At 42.4% G+C, this 16,723-nt stretch carries 15 protein-coding genes; 6 read left to right on the plus strand and 9 right to left on the minus strand.

The genetic code is table 11. From position 1 onward, the window contains the following. Positions 1-5: 5 nt before the first annotated feature. The 3 genes from pepF to BM243_RS04000 all read right to left on the minus strand — a co-directional run bounded on the left by pepF (position 6) and on the right by BM243_RS04000 (position 4,075). Entirely contained in the window at positions 6-1,826 is a 1,821-nt protein-coding gene (gene pepF, locus BM243_RS03990; RefSeq protein ID WP_074910618.1) for an oligoendopeptidase F, read from the minus strand. Positions 1,827-1,963: 137 nt separating this feature from the next. Beyond that, the gene (locus tag BM243_RS03995) at positions 1,964-3,085 is read right to left on the minus strand and encodes a hypothetical protein (protein WP_074910622.1); all 1,122 of its coding nucleotides are present in this window, start codon (positions 3,083-3,085) and stop codon (positions 1,964-1,966) included. Positions 3,086-3,121: 36 nt separating this feature from the next. Next, positions 3,122-4,075, minus strand: a complete 954-nt coding sequence (locus BM243_RS04000; RefSeq protein ID WP_177213452.1) for a Gfo/Idh/MocA family protein — start codon at positions 4,073-4,075, stop codon at positions 3,122-3,124. A 120-nt stretch (positions 4,076-4,195) separates the two neighbouring features. Here BM243_RS04000 and nfsA point away from each other — a divergent pair, with 120 nt between their 5' ends. Further along, positions 4,196-4,933, plus strand: a complete 738-nt coding sequence (gene nfsA, locus BM243_RS04005) for an oxygen-insensitive NADPH nitroreductase (RefSeq protein ID WP_074910629.1) — start codon at positions 4,196-4,198, stop codon at positions 4,931-4,933. A 96-nt stretch (positions 4,934-5,029) separates the two neighbouring features. Beyond that, entirely contained in the window at positions 5,030-5,944 is a 915-nt protein-coding gene (locus BM243_RS04010) for a hypothetical protein (protein ID WP_074910633.1), read from the plus strand. Positions 5,945-6,000: 56 nt separating this feature from the next. Here the strand turns inward: BM243_RS04010 and BM243_RS04015 are convergent, their stop codons facing one another. Next, complete coding sequence (locus tag BM243_RS04015; protein WP_143093532.1) at positions 6,001-6,597, minus strand: TetR/AcrR family transcriptional regulator; 597 nt, start codon at positions 6,595-6,597, stop codon at positions 6,001-6,003. Positions 6,598-6,767: 170 nt separating this feature from the next. On the opposite strand from BM243_RS04015, the gene BM243_RS04020 reads away from it, so the two are divergent. The 3 genes from BM243_RS04020 to BM243_RS04030 all read left to right on the plus strand — a co-directional run bounded on the left by BM243_RS04020 (position 6,768) and on the right by BM243_RS04030 (position 10,718). After that, entirely contained in the window at positions 6,768-8,591 is a 1,824-nt protein-coding gene (locus BM243_RS04020) for a flavocytochrome c (RefSeq protein WP_074910639.1), read from the plus strand. Between the two features lie 429 nt (positions 8,592-9,020). Continuing rightward, complete coding sequence (locus BM243_RS04025) at positions 9,021-9,623, plus strand: TetR/AcrR family transcriptional regulator (RefSeq protein WP_074910642.1); 603 nt, start codon at positions 9,021-9,023, stop codon at positions 9,621-9,623. Positions 9,624-9,650: 27 nt separating this feature from the next. Continuing rightward, positions 9,651-10,718 carry a DUF2871 domain-containing protein gene (locus BM243_RS04030; protein ID WP_074910645.1) on the plus strand — a complete coding sequence of 356 codons (1,068 nt, stop codon included), beginning with the start codon at positions 9,651-9,653 and terminating at the stop codon, positions 10,716-10,718. 522 nt (positions 10,719-11,240) lie between these two features. On the opposite strand, the gene proC is transcribed toward BM243_RS04030, so the two are convergent. Together proC and smpB are read right to left on the minus strand one after the other, a co-directional pair. After that, positions 11,241-12,047: a pyrroline-5-carboxylate reductase gene (proC, locus tag BM243_RS04035; protein ID WP_074910648.1), complete on the minus strand. Its 807-nt coding sequence runs from the start codon at positions 12,045-12,047 to the stop codon at positions 11,241-11,243. Between the two features lie 25 nt (positions 12,048-12,072). After that, entirely contained in the window at positions 12,073-12,546 is a 474-nt protein-coding gene (gene smpB, locus BM243_RS04040; protein ID WP_074910650.1) for an SsrA-binding protein SmpB, read from the minus strand. A 183-nt stretch (positions 12,547-12,729) separates the two neighbouring features. Here smpB and BM243_RS04045 point away from each other — a divergent pair, with 183 nt between their 5' ends. After that, on the plus strand, positions 12,730-13,617 hold the full coding sequence (locus BM243_RS04045; RefSeq protein WP_074910653.1) for a DegV family protein: 888 nt from the start codon (positions 12,730-12,732) through the stop codon (positions 13,615-13,617). A 66-nt stretch (positions 13,618-13,683) separates the two neighbouring features. Here BM243_RS04045 and BM243_RS04050 read toward each other — a convergent pair whose 3' ends face one another. The 3 genes from BM243_RS04050 to BM243_RS04060 form a co-directional block, all read right to left on the minus strand. After that, positions 13,684-14,478 (minus strand): hypothetical protein, encoded by a 795-nt coding sequence (locus BM243_RS04050; protein ID WP_074910655.1) that lies wholly within the window; start codon positions 14,476-14,478, stop codon positions 13,684-13,686. Then, entirely contained in the window at positions 14,468-14,968 is a 501-nt protein-coding gene (locus BM243_RS04055; protein ID WP_083422591.1) for an RNA polymerase sigma factor, read from the minus strand. Before BM243_RS04055 ends, BM243_RS04050 begins: the two co-directional genes overlap by 11 nt. Before the next feature lie 175 nt (positions 14,969-15,143). Further along, the gene (locus tag BM243_RS04060) at positions 15,144-16,652 is read right to left on the minus strand and encodes a DUF1846 domain-containing protein (RefSeq protein ID WP_074910658.1); all 1,509 of its coding nucleotides are present in this window, start codon (positions 16,650-16,652) and stop codon (positions 15,144-15,146) included. Between the last annotated feature and the right edge of the window lie 71 nt (positions 16,653-16,723).

Below are 16,723 nucleotides of genomic sequence, written 5' to 3' on the forward strand. Positions count from 1 at the left end.
CCGTTTCATTCACCAAGCTCTTCATACAGCTCATTGGTGAGCTCTTCAATCTCATCAATGATGCTGCCAATATATGCAATGGTATTTCTCAGGGGTTCCTCCGTTGTGATATCCACTCCTGCCATCTTTGAAAGCTCCACAGGATCTTTGGTTCCTCCAGCTTTCAGCACCTTTTTCCAGTCCTCCACTGCAGACGCCCCTTCTTTCAGAATTCTGCCAGATACCTCAGTGGCTATGGTGAGACCTGCACTGTATGTATAAGGATAGAGCCCCTTATAATAATGCTGCTGCCTCATCCAGGTATTCTCTGCACCTTCCAGAACTTTTACATCTTCTCCCCAGAACCCTTCCAATGTGGCTTTCTTCAGTTCATTGAGTTTTTTTGCACTGAGGCTGCCACCTGCATCAATAATTTTATATACTTCCCTTTGATAATGGGCCTCCAGCATATGGGTTACAAAATTGTGATAATAGGTTCGGGAGATCATAGAGGACAGGACCCATCTTCTGAACCGCTTATCCTGACTGGTTGTCAGCAGATGGTTTGCCATGATCATTTCGTTCATGGTGGACGGCGCTTCGATGAAATAGAGAGAAGGCCGTGCATCAAAAATATTCTGATGGCTCTGCGACAGATAAAAATGTCCTGCGTGGCCGAGTTCATGAGCCAAAACAAAAACTTCCCGCATTCTTTCCGTCCAGCTGATGAGTATATAGGGGTGCCTGCCATAAGGGCTGGAACAGAATGCACCCGTGGATTTTCCCTTGTTCTGAACAAAATCGATCCATCTTTCTCCAAAAGCTCTTTCGATCATCTTCAGATAATCCTCTCCAAGAATTTTCAATCCTTCCATCACATACTTTTTGGACTCTTCCACTGTGATTGGCGGTTCGAAGGTTGGATCCACAGAAAGTTTGAGATCATTGAAGGTCATCTCCTCCAAACCATGGATTCTCTTCAAGAGTTTTGCATATTTTCTCATATGAGGAGCAAGTTCTTGATAAATCACATCAATCTGTCTATCATACATTTCCCTGGTAACCTTCTGATCAAAAAGCAGGTAATCAATCACTGATTCAAATCCTTTCAGTTTTGATAAGGCTTTTTCTTTCTGTACCTGGGTCTGGTAAACACCTGCAACTGTATTCTCATACTCCTTCAGCTTCTTGGTAAACGCAGAAAATGCAGCTCTTCTGATCTTCTTGTCATTGTCATAATCATAATGGTTTTCATAAAGCACAAAACTCAATGGATGGCTCTTCCCCTCTACGTCAAAGCTGCCAAAATCCATATCCTGCAGTTTGGCCTTATTGTAGATACTCATGGGGGAGTTCATCACCGGAGAAAGTACTGCAAGAGCTCTTTCCAGTTCTATAGAGAGAGCATGAGGTTTCTCCCGAAGAAGATCCTCCAAAAAATGCTGATTCTCCCTGCTTGTTTTTGCTGCATCCATCAGCACAGACTCTTCATTCATGAGAATTTCCCCTTGAATGAATGACAGTCTTGCCATCACATCGGAAATAAGATTCGCTGCCTCTACGCTCTTTCCCTGATTCTCATGATCTGTCATATCCACACTGACTGCCAGGAAGCGGAAGCTCGAAATCAAACCAGCAAGTTCTACCACTTCCCGATATCCATCCAGACACAGATTGATGGAGATCGGCGTCGTAAGCTTCCCCCTAAAATTCTTCTCCAGCTCCATGGATTTCTCATAAAGAGCCTTTTCTGCTTCTTTAACACGGTCATCATTTTCATATATTCCACTTAAATCCCATGTTTTATCCACATCTACTTCACTTCGTAAAACTACTTTTTTATCCATACGATCCTCCTGATTTTGTTTTTATCAGTATACCTGAAATACCCTTTTATTTCGAAAAGAGGAATACAGAATATGAAAAAAACAAGCTAGTTTCTCACAGGAATAGAAAACCAAAATGGTCAAGTGCACTACTCCTTTTAGATCTCTTTCTGATAGATCCGATAGGTTTTATAAGGTTCACCCGTGAATCCAAAGGCATCGTTCTGCATAGGCCGATTATATTCCCACACCGTACTGCCCTCCACTTTAGTGAAGCCTCTTGCAATGCCTTTTTTCAGCCCTTCATAGTAGATGGCTGCTGTAACCCCTTTTTTCCGGTACTCAGGTGTCACAAAAAGCACAAAGATCCTTAATGCATCAATCTTTTTCCTGAAATAAAGGAACTTCAGAATCCCAAAAGGGAAATATCGTCCTTTCATCCTGGACAGCACCTGATTGTAATCGGGCAAAGCAATATCAAATCCAATAGGGTTCCTCTCTTTGTCTCTGGCGATGTATATAAAATCTGGATCCGCAAAAGGCAGCAGCTGATTTTTGATCATCCGGATCTCTTCATCTGTCGGAGGCATAAAATCATCCCAGTCCTTCGGCATGGCTTCTTCAATGATTCTCTTGATATCCTGCATTTCTTTCTCCATATCATTGAGGTTCAATGGCTCCACCGTGTATCCATACCGCTTCATGGCATAGGGCACCAGCTTTTCCAGCCTCTCCTTATCCTCCATGGTGAACTTTCCCTCGTAGGCGTAACAGTCGAAGTACTTGATAAACCCAGCCTTCAGGAACTGGTCATTGTAGTACTTCTTGTTGTATGTATTCATCACATAGGTGGGATCTGTAAAATTATCTATGATAAATCCTCTGTAATCATCTCCACCCGGTACGGACAACGGACCTTTCACCTTTTCAATCACATAGCTTTTCAAAAATTCTTCTGCGAACTGGAGCATTGCGGATGAGACTTCCTCATCTTCCATGCATTCATAAAGGGCGATATATCCTTCTCTGATTCCTTTATACTGGTTCAGCTCTTCGTTGATTCCAACAAGCAGCCTTCCTTGAGGCGCTCCATCTTTATAGGCCACAACAGCCACATGGGGGCCTGCTTTGTAAAGGCTGTTGTTCTTTCCTCGTAGAAGGTTCTTCATCTCATGAATCAGCGGGGGTACCCATGAAGAATCTTCTTTATAAAGCTGAAAAGGCAGCATCACAAAATCACGAATCTCTCTCCTTGTTTGTATCTTCCTGACATGAACCATTTTCAACCCTCCAGTCCCAACAAAAACCATAGCACCTTATCTGTAATAATCCTCATACAAGAGGTCTGTGTAACGGGCACAGGACAAAGACATCTCCTTATCCATCACCGGACTATGTAGAATCCCCTGTCTGATACAAGCATTGATGTGATCTACTTCATAGAACATCTCAAAGGGTTCTGGAAACTCAATTTTCTCTGATTCTCCACTCCTATCTATAAGCTCTGCTTCCCTGGCCTTCCAGAAATCTTTAATATAGATCTTTCCCTCTGTACCATAAAGAACACATCGGCTTTCCCCCTTGGCCAGGGTGGAAATCTTACAAGAAGCCAGCACCTCATCTTCGAATTTCATCAGAAAGGTGCACTGAAGATCCACTTCATCCCCTAGAACTGCCTGACCTTTCAGCTCCGTCAGATCACTTTTTTCCAGATACAACGCATGGGAAAAGATGTAGTTGCCACTTCCTAAGAGAGCACCTCCGCCCATATCCCGATGGTAAAACCATTGAAAAGAAACATCCGGAACAAAAATATCGTATTCCATAAGATTCAGCTTCCCGATCCTTCCTTCTTCCAGCCACTCTTTGACTTTTGCGGTTACTGGGAGAAACAGTGATTTCTGGGCCTCCATGATAAACCGTCCTCTTTTCTCAGCTTCCTCAAACAGCTCTTTCGTATCCTCATGGGTAAGAGTCATGGGCTTTTCCACCACCACATGTTTTCCATGTGCAAGTGCGAGAAGCGCATGTTCTTTATGCATGAAATTGATGGTCGGCACATACACCACATCCACCATCGGATCTTTCACAAGCTCCTCATAGGATCCATACCATGTAGTGATATGAAGCTCAGAGGCTTTCTTTCTTGCACTTTCTTCTGTCCGGGAACAGATGGCATAGATCTCACCTTCTGAAGATGTGCGCACCGCTGAAACAAAACGATCCACAATTCTCCCAGTGCCCATCACGCCATACCTTAATTTTTCCAAACAATCCACCTCCTGCATTCTCTCGTGTTCACTCTAAACCGTCATATATCTCTATTATACACCCAAACTCAAAATAGCCTATGCTATGATACAATAGAAGAAAAACCTGGAGGTATGTTTATGAATAATGTCATTGAACTCCTGAAAAGTCACACAAGCATTAGAAACTTCAAGGAGTATCCTGTAAGTGATGAAACTGTCATTGAACTTATAGAAGCTGGGCAAAGCGCTGCATCTTCGAACTTTGTACAAGCCTATACGGTGATTCAGGTAAAGGATCCTGAAAAACGTAGAATCATGGCTGAGATTGCCGGAAATCAAAAGCATGTGGAAACATCTCCAGTTTTCCTTGTCTTTGTAGCAGATCTGGAACGTGCCCGTTTATGCACCACACTCCATGGCGAGAAAATGGAGGAAGGTCAGACAGAAGCCTTTATCATTGCCACCGTGGATACAGCGCTCATGGCTCAGAACCTGATGATTGCTGCTGAATCTATGGGTCTTGGTGGCGTATACATCGGAGCACTTCGGAACAATCCTCAAATTGTCTCAGAATTACTCGAACTGCCAGAACACACCTATCCTCTTTTTGGCATGTGCCTTGGATATCCTGCATCCATAAACGAAAAGAAACCCAGACTCCCTGTCAAGCTGGTTCTGAAAACAGATACCTATCAGAATGGTGCTGAAGTTCAGCTTCTGGAAAAGTACGATCAGACCATTTCGGAGTATTACAGCAAGAGAAGCAGCCTGAACCGGTCCGATACTTATACGCAGCAGTTGGCCCGAATGTTCTCTAAACCTTTACGCCCCCATATGAAAGCCTATCTTTCAGAACAGAAGCTGAATACGAAATAAGAACCTGTCCTCTTTTCTGCTTTCATCATTTTGTCACCCGCCGCCCAAACGAAAAGCGTATGATAAACCTATCAAATACGAATGGAGTGAACCCCCATGAAACGCTCCCTGTTTACATTTTTTCTGATGACTCTGTTTCTGATGCTTTTATTCGGTTGTGCCCATCTGGAATCGCCTGATGAAGTGGAAGAAAACTCTAAAACTCCAGTGGAGACGGAAAACGGCGGGAAAGGTGGAATATTAGAGGAGATTGTTGTTGAAAGCCGCGATCTTCAGATGGATGAGTTTGACAAGGAGTATTACACTGAAGCAGATTTGGATGGGGACGGCATCAAGGATACCATCTCTTTAAGAACCGCCATCAACCCCTATTATGACGAAGTAATCTCCTATGAGCTTCATGTCAATGAAGAAGTAATGTCCTATGAAGGAGAAATGATCAGTCCTTTATTTCATGTGACAGATCTTCTCGCCACAGACAATCTTTTGGAAATCGCAGTTAGTGAGGAAGGACCCAGCAGTGATTATGCCACAGTGTTTTACCGATACATGAATGGAAAGCTCACAGTGCTGTCAAAACTGGAAGGATTTCTTGGAAAAATCCCAAATTCCGACATGAGCGGAAATCTCATTGTTCATGGAGACGGAAGAGTATCTACACTCTCCCGGGGTCAAGTGATGCAGACGTTCTTCTATGAGGATGAATATCTTCTCGTTTCTCCAACAGAACTGAAACATGTGGAAAAAGATCTTTATCCTATGGAAACTAAGGTTACTCTGCTGAAAAAACTGAAAACCGTCGTCAGCAGGTCTGACTCCTCAATCGCCTATGAGTTTCAGCCTGGTGAAAAAGCCGTTTTACTCGAAACAGACAACCGTAGCTGGGTATCGATCCGAAATGAGGACGGAGAAATATCATGGTTCCGTATCAAAGACTTCGGTATGATCCTTGACCAGGAGGAAAACGGGTTCTCCACAGACTTTTTTGATGGACTGAACATGGCAGACTAAAAAGAAGCTCTTTCCACATCCACGGAAAGAGCTTCTTTTTTCATGTTCTCAATGTCTTACTCCAGTTCCAGAAGAACACTTTTCAGTACCATTTCTATTTGTTTTCTGGACACTTCCTGAAGATCAAAGCCCTGTTCTTTCAGACACCAATGAAAAATGATTCCACGTGAGGTCATAAAGAGCATATCTACCACATCATCGGTGTTTTTCACATAGTACTCATTAAGTTTAGGCTGACGGTTCTTCAGTATGGTTTTCAGAACGTCCTGCATGGGACGCTTCCCTCTCACGAAGTAATGATTCCCCGTATTGTAGAATCGCCTGATAAATTCAAAGTCGTAAGTCAAGACAAATTGAACATAATACTCCATATATTCCAGGATCAGCTCATAAAGATTCTGTTTGTATCTCTCCGCCTGAAGAAAACGCTCAAAATTCAGGTCTGCACGTCGGAATGTTTCATAAATGACCCCTTCTTTATTTTCGAAATGGGTATAGAAAGAACCGATGGAAACCCCCGCCTCTCTACAGATTTCAGAAATGGAAGTATGTTCAAGACCTTTTGTGATGAATTTTTTCATGGCTACTTCATAGATTTTATCCTTTGTCTCCAATGCTTTTTCCTGTCTTGTCGTTCCTCTGGTTTCTTTCACAATATCCCCTCCGTATCTGAACACATTATACCCCAAACTTTCAAACTACTCCAAGAAATTAATATTTCTTGTCAATTATTGATAATATTTTAACTCCATGTTATTGTTTTAGTGAACTAATTCACCGAATATGTTCGTCCAAATATTATCAATTCAGAAAGGGGAACGTTATGAAAAAGATCGGAAAAAAAATTACTGCTGCGTTACTGCTGCTGCTCTCGATTTCATTTGCAGCATGTGGCACCAAGGAGCCAGCAGCTCCAGAAACGCCAGAAACACCTGCTACCAGTGAGGAGGACCTGTTCACACCTGGCACATATGAAGGAACGGCCAAAGGGTATCATGGGGATATTACCCTTACAGTGACCGTAGATGAGAACAACATTCTTGAAATCAAATCAGAACACACAGAAACAAAGGGTCTTGGAGATAAAGCTGTAAGCACGCTCACTGAAGCAGCGCTTGAAAAAGCTTCCTTGTCCATGGACCTGGTCAGTGGAGCAACCTATTCTTCCCAAGGATTTCTTGCCGCGCTTGAAGCTGCCCTGGTGAAGGCTGGTGCAGATATTGAAAAATTAAAAGTCAAAGAATCCGTAGAGGTGGAGAAAAAAGACCAGGAGTTTGACACAGAAGTAGCAATCATCGGTGGTGGAGGCGCAGGTTTAGCAGCTGCCGTTTCGGCTCATCAGAACGGTGCGAAGGTTCTGCTTGTAGAAAAAATGCCAAACATTGGTGGAAACACCATCATCTCTGGCTCAGCCTTCAACGCAGTAGACCCAAAGAGACAGTCTGCTCAGGGCATCGAGGATTCTGTGGAAAAACACTTCCAGCAGACCTATGAAGGCGGAGATAAAAAAGGCGATCCAGAACTGGTTCGAGTTCTGGTTGAAAATGCTTATCCAACCATCGAGTGGCTGGAGTCACTGGGCATGAAGTTCACAGACAAAGTATTCACCGTCCTTGGCGCTCTATGGCCAAGATCACACAAGCCCGTGGAGCCACTGGGTACAGGTTATGTCAATACCTTTATGAACTACATCAATGAACATAAAGATGACATTACAGTGCTTACTGAAGTGGAAGCAAAAGAGCTTCTTGTAAATGCGGACGGCGCTGTTACTGGATTCCTTGCTGAAGGAAAGAACGGAAAGATCACTGTAAATGCCAAGAATGGCGTCATTATCGCCACAGGCGGATTTGGTGCAAACGTTGAAATGAGAGATCAGTATAACACCATCTGGCCAAAGCTTACCAACATCAAGACCACCAACCACAGAGGTGCCACTGGTGATGGAATCCTCATGGCTGAAAAGATCAATGCATCCATTGTTCAGATGGAAAACATTCAGCTGCTTCCTATGGGAGACCCTGAAACAGGCAGCCTTTCCGGGAATATCGAGCAAGGTGTGGAAAACAGAATCTTCGTCAATGCGGAAGGAAACCGATTCGTGGATGAAGGAGCTCGAAGAGATGTGATGACCAGAGCACTGATGGAACAGGCAGATTCCATGATGTGGGTCATCGTCGATCAGCATTCTTATCCCACTGGCGATACTGTAAACAACTTCAATGAAACCATAGATTCCCTTGTAAAAGAAGGAAGAGCCTATAAAGCAGATACCCTGGAAGATCTTGCAAAACAGATCGGGGTTGAACCAGAGAATCTTGTGAAAGCCGTAGAAGCTTTCAATGCATCTGTTGATGGTGCAAAAGATGAATTCGGAAGAACACTGTTCATGGATAAACTTGATACAGCTCCATTCTATGCCGGTAAGCGCGTTCCTACCGTACATCACACCATGGGTGGAATTAAAATCACTCCTGAAACCAGAGTGGTGGACCAGAACGGAGAAATCATCAAGGGGCTCTTCGCCGCTGGTGAAGTCACCGGTGGAATCCATGGCGCCAACCGTTTAGGTGGAAATGCCCTGGCTGATGTTCATACCTTTGGACGTATCGCTGGTGCTACAGCTGCCACAGAAGGAAACGAATAAAAAGATTATTTTAGAAGGGGCCGTTGCAAAATGGCCCCTTTAGCGTGCAGATGATTTTATAGCTGCTATCAATTTTCCTGCCATTCTTCAGTATCTAGACAATTTTCGAAGATTCGGTATAAATGTGGGAGATATTCAGAAGGTATGATTACACTCTTCCCGTGAGTGGTTCGTAATGAGGAGGCAGCAGCTTAAATCAACAATTTATAGTTTAATCAAGAATAAAACCTATAAAATACCTGGTATGAAACAGCACAGCATAGTATGAAGATATGATTGAGGTTGAAAAATAAATGAGAATATCTCAAATGGAATGTACAAGATAAAATAATAATAACAAGGATACCTTAGAAATAAAAATTGACACGGTGTCATTTGTTGCTATAATGAATAATGACACGGTGTCAATAATGAGGAAGGAGAAAATCAATGCCTAAGGAAAATTTCTATAATCTTCCAGAAAAGAAACGGAACTTAATTTTAGAGGCTATAAAAAAAGAGTTTGAAGAGCATTCAATAAAAGATGCCAGCGTTAAAGATATCGTTGAAGCGTTGGGCATCTCAAGAGGAAGTTTTTATACGTATTTCAAAAATCTTGAAGAAAGCTACTTTACGATTCTTGAACGGGAGACTATTGAATTCCATGAAATATTCTTAAAACTTTTTCGCCGTGAAAATGGGAACCTCTTTAAAGCACTAGATTTTTTTGGTCAGGAATTGGCGAGGGAGTTATTCAAGAAAGAAAAGTATGCTCTCTACAAAAATCGTTACTTATACTGGACACCCGACCTGGCTGCACTCTGGAGAGAGTTCCATATGGAGAACAGGCATGTGAACAGCCTTGAAATGGATGTAGCGTTCAAACAGGTTGAAGATGGAAGGATGAAAGAGTTCATGCATTATATCAAGGCTGTTGTTCATGAGCTCATCAGGAGATCCTTTCTTGAAAACTGGAGCCAAGTGATTTTTCTGGAGCATTATGAAAAGCAAATATCATGGGTAAAATATGGCTTAAAAGATATATTAGAATAACAGAATAAAGGAATAAAGGTGAATTTAATGGGATTATTTGAATCGATATTTGATCTTAGTTATTTAATACTTGTCATTGGTTTTGGCGTCAGACTACTTCTTCTAAAAGACAAAGGCGCAAAGCTCTTTGGTCTCATGGGAGTGCTCCTGGGCGCAGGAGATGCTTTCCACCTCATCCCCAGGGTGATTTCCCATTTGAGTGAAGGCGGATTTGAAGCCAATGCCACAGCTCTTTCCTGGGGGCAGTTTGTGACATCCCTCACCATGACCCTCTTCTACCTGCTGTATTACTACTATTACAAAAGACAGACCCAAAAGGGAACAAAGCTTAAGGATATTCTTGTCTACGTTCTTGTACTAGGGAGAATTATTCTGGTCCTCTTACCTCAGAATGAGTGGGGAAGCATACCGGGAAATTATACATTTGGTATTCTTCGTAACATTCCTTTTGCTCTACTTGGTTTGCTGCTCATCAAATGGTCATGGGATGAGAGAACCAAAGACGGGATGAAACATATGGCGGTACTGATCTTCTTCAGTTTTATTCTATATGCGCCAGTGGTGCTGTGGGCACAAGCTTATCCTTGGGTCGGTGCGTTTATGATGCCCAAGACTGTAGCGTATCTTCTGCTGGTTTATGTAGGTTTCAAACACTATGTTAAAGAGTTTAGAGTCCAGAGCTTGATCGAGTTGTCCTTTGCGAGTCTTATTCTAGGACTTGTTGGAGGGGTGTTTTACCGCGAGTTTACAAAGGTCTATGGGTTTACTGATTCGACCTATCTTGGGAAAGTCCATGTCCATGCCCTGGTGCTGGGTTTCTTGAGCTTACTTGTATTCTACAGCATTGTCTCCAGAAGCAATAAAAAAGACCTCACCAAAAGTCTACGAAGGCCTATCTATTTATGGGTATCAGGTCTTCTCTTAAGTATTGTGATGATGATGATCCATGGCATCATAGAGGTAACAGGAAATTATTATGGTTCAGCACCTGAGGCGGCCATTTCAGGTATAGCTGGAATGGGGCATATTCTCCTTTCAGTGGGCATTGTCTGGAGTATGCTTATCCTCAGCAGAGAAGATGTGAAGAACAGCTAAGCTAACCATTGCGATGAAGTGGAACTCATGATGATGGCGAAAAGTAAATATCGTAACAGTCATGGTACTATGAAGTTTTTATTAATGCGTAAATTGGGTTGCATTTCAGCCTCATAATACTTTTTATACGAAATAGATCATGCTAAGGCGTAAATATTCTTCTGCTTCTTTGAGGGGCTGTTGCAAAACAGCTCCTTTTTTGCACAGATAGTTTAACTTGGGGTTTCTATCTGTTATTTCCTGTAAATAATAGGAAGAACTTCTCTTAGAGCCGGTTCCAATAAGTACTAATCAAATTATACCGAACAGAATAACTACTGCGATTTTAACAGTGATATCCCATGGTTGAATTCTATATAAATTTAATGCAGCTAAGAAAGATTTTAAAACTGACCTAGGCTTATTTCTCATGCCTTGAAAATTAATGCTGGATATTCACGCTTGATTAAGCATGTCTATGAAAGCTTATGTTTATCAATATTCGCAAGAAAAAAAGAGCTTCCAAAGAAACTCTTTGCGTATTTATTCACTCATTTTCCTCGACTTGTCCACACAGGCATCCACAGCTGAAATCACTGCATGCCGCAGCCCTTTTTCTTCGAGAACCGCTACCGCTTCAATGGTCGTTCCCCCAGGAGATGTGACCATATCTTTGAGCATTCCCGGATGAATCCCTGTCTCCAACACCATTTTTGCTGCGCCAAGCACGGCCTGAGCAGAAATGTCATAGGCTTCTTTTCTAGGCAGTCCGTTTTTCACTGCAGCATCTGCCATGGCTTCAATAAACATATATACATACGCCGGAGAAGAACCTGCGATGCCAGTGATGACGTCCATGTGTTTTTCGTCTATGACAGACACCTTCCCCATCACCGATAAAAGCTCTGTTACTTCTCTTCTTTCTTCAGAGGTCAAGCTGTCTGAAAAACTGACGGCTATGACACCTTCCGATACCGCCACAGGCGTATTGGGCATAATCTTTACAATCTTGCGCTCCTGCCCCAGATACTCCTTCATCTTGTCAATGGTGACACCAGCCGCCAGACCAATGATCAGTGCATCATCCTTTAGAGCGCTTCTTGATTCCTTCATCACAGTTTCATATGCATAAGGTTTCACTGCAAAAAACAGAATATCTGATTCCTTTGCTACTTCCTGATTTTTCTCTGCGACCCGCACACCGAAGGTTTCTTTGATGTTCTCTCTGGTGGTTTCCCTTTGTGTGGACACAATGATTCCTTGGGGCAAAGCAATCGCACTTTCTATGAATCCTCTTACCATGGCTTTTCCCATATTTCCGCAGCCGATAAATCCTATGGTTTTCTCCATATATATACCTCCTGAGCTTAGACAATTACATTCTGTTTCGTTCTTTCACTTCACGGTCCACATCTCGTTTGTGTGCCTTTTCAAGAAGTGCATCACGCTTGTCGTAATTCTTCTTTCCTTTCGCCACAGCAACAGCCAGCTTCACACGGCCATTCTTAAGATAAAGGGACAAAGGAATGAGTGTATACCCATCTCTTTGGCTTAACTGCTGAAGCTTCAGAATCTCTTCTTTATGCAGAAGAAGTTTTCGGTCTCTAAGAGGATCCCGATTGAAGATATTGCCCATTTCATAAGGCGAAATATGCATTCCTACAATAAACATCTCTCCATTTTTAATTTCAGCATAGCTCTCTTTCAGATTTACTTTGCCCATTCTGATGGATTTCACTTCTGTACCAATGAGCTCAATACCAGCTTCATAGACTTCTTCAATAAAAAAATCATGTCTGGCTTTTCTGTTCTCAGCAAGGGTCCTGTTTTTTCGTTCTTTTTTATCCATGCCATCATCACCTCGTATTCAACCCCTATTTTATCACAGGTTCCATTTACTTGCCTATCTTTGTTGCCCATAGTACTACTGTTCAGGAAATTTTAAGCTAATTTTGGGGTACATTCTCTATAATTCAATGGTATTATTATCTTTTAGAGGAAGAATCCTTATTATTTCATAAAAGGAGTATTTATGCGCAATTATAAAATCATAACCGATTCTACTTGTGATCTTCCATCCACTGTGATACGGGAACTTGACGTTCATGTTATCCCAATGGAATATATTCTGGATGGCGTCAGTCATTTTCAGGATCTTGAAGATGAAGGTGAGAAAACTGCATCTTTTTATGGGCGTCTACGGGAAGGAAAAGTATCCAGCACTTCCATGATCAACACAGCAAGGTTCATGGGTGTTTTTGAACCCTATCTGAAGGCAGGCCAAGATATACTTCATATATCTTTTTCTTCAGCACTCAGCGGCAGTTATAATGCCAGCAGAATGGCAGCCGAAGAACTGAAAGAACTCTATCCTGAACGTAAAATTCTGGTTTTGGATTCTATCGCTGCTTCTATCGGACAGGGACTCCTTGTCTACCACGCGGTACTGAAAAAACGGCAAGGTTTGACTCTTGAGGAGCTTTATGTGTGGCTGGAGGAGAATAAGAAGCAGATCTGTCATTGGTTTACAGTGGAGGATCTGATGCATTTGAAAAGAGGCGGCCGAATCAGCGCACTCTCCGCAAATATCGGTACAGCACTGAACATAAAACCCATCCTTAGCGTGAACATGGAAGGAAAGCTTGTGAATCTCGGAAAGGTCATGGGCAGAAAGAAATCTCTTTCTGAACTGATCATAAAAATGAAAACCTCCATTGGAACTCCTGAAAACCAAGTGGTCATCATCGGACACGGTGATTCATTAAAAGACGCAGAATTCCTTTCATCGAAACTGAAAAATGAACTTCATGTGAAAGAGGTCATTATGACACAGATTGGGCCTATCATAGGAAGCCATACGGGTCCAGGCATGATTGGTCTGACCTACATGGGAGAACGAGAATCTCAACAGCCCTCATAGTGTGATTAAAAAGGACAGAATGCAAGAAACCGCATTCTGTCCCATTTTATTGGATCTGTTATGAAGCTACTGGCTGATTTTCTCCTGAATGTAGGTCTCAATCTCTTCCAAGGATGTTGCATTCATAATCTTCGGAAAAGTATCCCTTGCAAACAGCAGCCCTTCAGCGGTTTCCATAAATGCAAACCGCTCCGTGTCGAGAATCGCGTACTCAGCCACATCTTTCATCTTCAGCACCTTTCCATTTTCTTCCCACACTTCCTCATTCTGATATTTCAGAGGCAGGAATATTCCTCTTTCTCCTGGTTTCATGGCTCTGGTGATGTTGAAATCAGCTCCCATCACCTGTCCCGTATCCACGGGTCCAGGCAGCATCACACGGACGGTTTCTCCTGGAGAAAGTTCTCCATCGTATACCTTCTCCACTTTCAGTATGGCCATGGCCCGGTAATGCACCATACCATCAAAATCCATACTGATATTTTTCACATCCTCCACGGTTCCTAAAAAAGCATCCGTATCAAATAGAGTAAACACATCCTTCTCTGTGAAAAGCATCGTTATGGCTCCTGCGCCAGTATTTTCAAGTTTCACTTCAGAAACTTCCTTTATTTCTACTCCGTTACTGGAGTACAGCACGTCGCCCTTATCCTTTCCCATGAAATAACTGGCACTGAAAACCAGCATCAGCAGCGCCGCTACTGCACCTGTCATCCAAATAGATCTTCTGTTTCTCATTTTTAATCCTCCCTTTTTCTCATGAGCAAGCCTCTCCTGATGTAAAATATTCTGATACATCCTATTTTTTTCCAGTTCAGTAGGTTTTACATTTTCCAGAGCTTTCTTTAATCTATTTCCCATCAATAAAGCCACCTCCTAGTTTGTTCTTCAGTGCTTCTCTGCCACGCTCAAGATGTGTCCGAACCGTTGAATGAGATATCCCGAGCATTTCTGCAATCTCTTTACTTTTGTATCCTTCAAAATAATGTAAGTACAAAGTAATTCTGTATTTTTCAGGAATTTCCCATAACGCATCCATCACTTCCCTTGTATCTTCCTCTTCCATGAATACAGGCAAGTTCCAGTCTTCCACTGGTGATCTTTTAGACCACCAGTGTTTCAGATGATTTTTGCAAAGATTCCCAGCTGTAACAATAAGCCATGCTTTCACATGTTCTTTGGACTGAAAGGAGTCCGATTGTTCCATGAGTTTTATGAATGTATTTTGCACCATATCTTCTGTATCCGCAGTGTTTTTCAGATAGGTGAAGCAGATACGGTACACCATATCCACATTAGTTTCATAGATTTCCTCAAAATTTTCTCTGCTTCGAAGCATAGTCTGCAGCAATCTCTCCCCCTCCTTTCACTTGTAATACAATCCTAAAGGGTTAAATGTCTCAAGAAGTGACAAATACTTTTCTTAAAGATAAAAATCAAAACATTTCTTCTGTTCTTTTTTTGAAGCTGCCCCCAGATCCTAATGACAAAAAAAAAGAGCCCTTTTACAAGGACTCCAGAACAGTCTATACGTAATATAAGTTTTCAGATGGGTAAACAGGTTCACAGGTCACATCAATGCCCAGTTTCTTTAGAATCTGCTCATCATCCTTATTGAGCATCACCGTGGAATGGGCCTGTACCCCCTCCAGCTCTCCGAGTTTCTCCACAGCAAGCTGAGCAGTGGGATTGGTCACTGCCCCGATGGTCAGCGCAATGAGCACTTCATTTGCATTCAGTGTGGTGATTTTACTGTGAAGCTTATCTTTTTTGAGGCTTCTTATGGTTTCAATGATAACAGGAGACAGAAGATAGATCTCGTCCCCAATGTGTCCCAGATACTTGATTGCATTGAGAATCGCTGCGGAGCAGGAATCCATAAGATTGGAGCTTCTTCCGGTTATGACTGTGCCGTCATGAAGTTCAAAAGCCATCACAGCAGGAACTTCCTTATTCTCACATCTTGATTTGAGTTTCTCCGAATACTCTCTGGCTGGCCTTACTGGAACCCGATCCTCTTTCTTTAATGCCAGCTCCTCCATGATCAGTTTCATACGGTTTAAGATCTCTTCATCCACCAGACCTTTCTTATAGTCACATTCGGTGATAAAGTTTCTTCGGATGATTTCTTGTCTGGAAGCTTCTTTAATCACTTCATCGTCAATGATGCCAAACCCCACCCGGTTGACCCCCATGTCTGTAGGACTCTGATATACAGATTCTTTTCCTGTGATTTTTTCGATGCTTCTTTTGACCACTGGGAACATTTCCAGATCCCGGTTGTAATTCACAGACACCTGCTGGTATCTCTCAAAGTGGAAATAATCCATCATATTGACATCTTTCAGGTCCACCGTGGCAGCTTCATAGGCAATGTTCAGAGGATGCTTCAGTGGCACATTCCAAACCGGAAAAGTCTCAAACTTCGAGTACCCCGCATGATTGCCAAGCTTATACTCATGATACAGCTGATTGAGGCATGTGGCGAGCTTACCGCTATTAGGGCCTGGCGCTGTGACTACTACGATGGGCTTTGTGGTAGGAATGTATGGATTTTTTCCATAACCTTCCTCACTGACAATCATATCCACATCAGAAGGATATCCTGGAATGGCACGATGGGTATAGACTTTGATGTTTCTTCTCTCCAGTTTCGCAATGAAGACCTTGGTCGAAGGCTGGTCATTGTACCTTGTGATAACCACGCTGTTCACCGTAAGCCCGTATCCCCGGAGCTCATCAATCTGTCTGAACACATCCATATCATACGTGATGCCATAATCACCACGGATCTTATTTCTTTCAATATCTCCCGCATAAACGGCTATAATAATTTCTGCTGAATCTTTCAGTTTCTGAAGAAGTTTGATTTTGGCATCTTCATCGAATCCTGGAAGCACTCTTTTGGCATGCTTGTCTCCAATGAGTTTCCCTCCAAACTCCAGATATAGTTTATCGTAGTCATTCACACGCTCCAAGATAAATTTGGACTGTTCCTCAATATATTTTTGTGGATCAAAACCCTGTTTTCTCATGCCATCCTCCAGCTATTTATTCATCTTTACTTCGTTTCATATTTCTCAACCTAAACTATAACATGTCATGG

The sequence above is a fragment of the Proteiniclasticum ruminis genome, from assembly GCF_900115135.1.
In the GTDB taxonomy this organism is placed as follows: Bacteria; Bacillota; Clostridia; order Clostridiales; family Clostridiaceae; genus Proteiniclasticum; species Proteiniclasticum ruminis_A.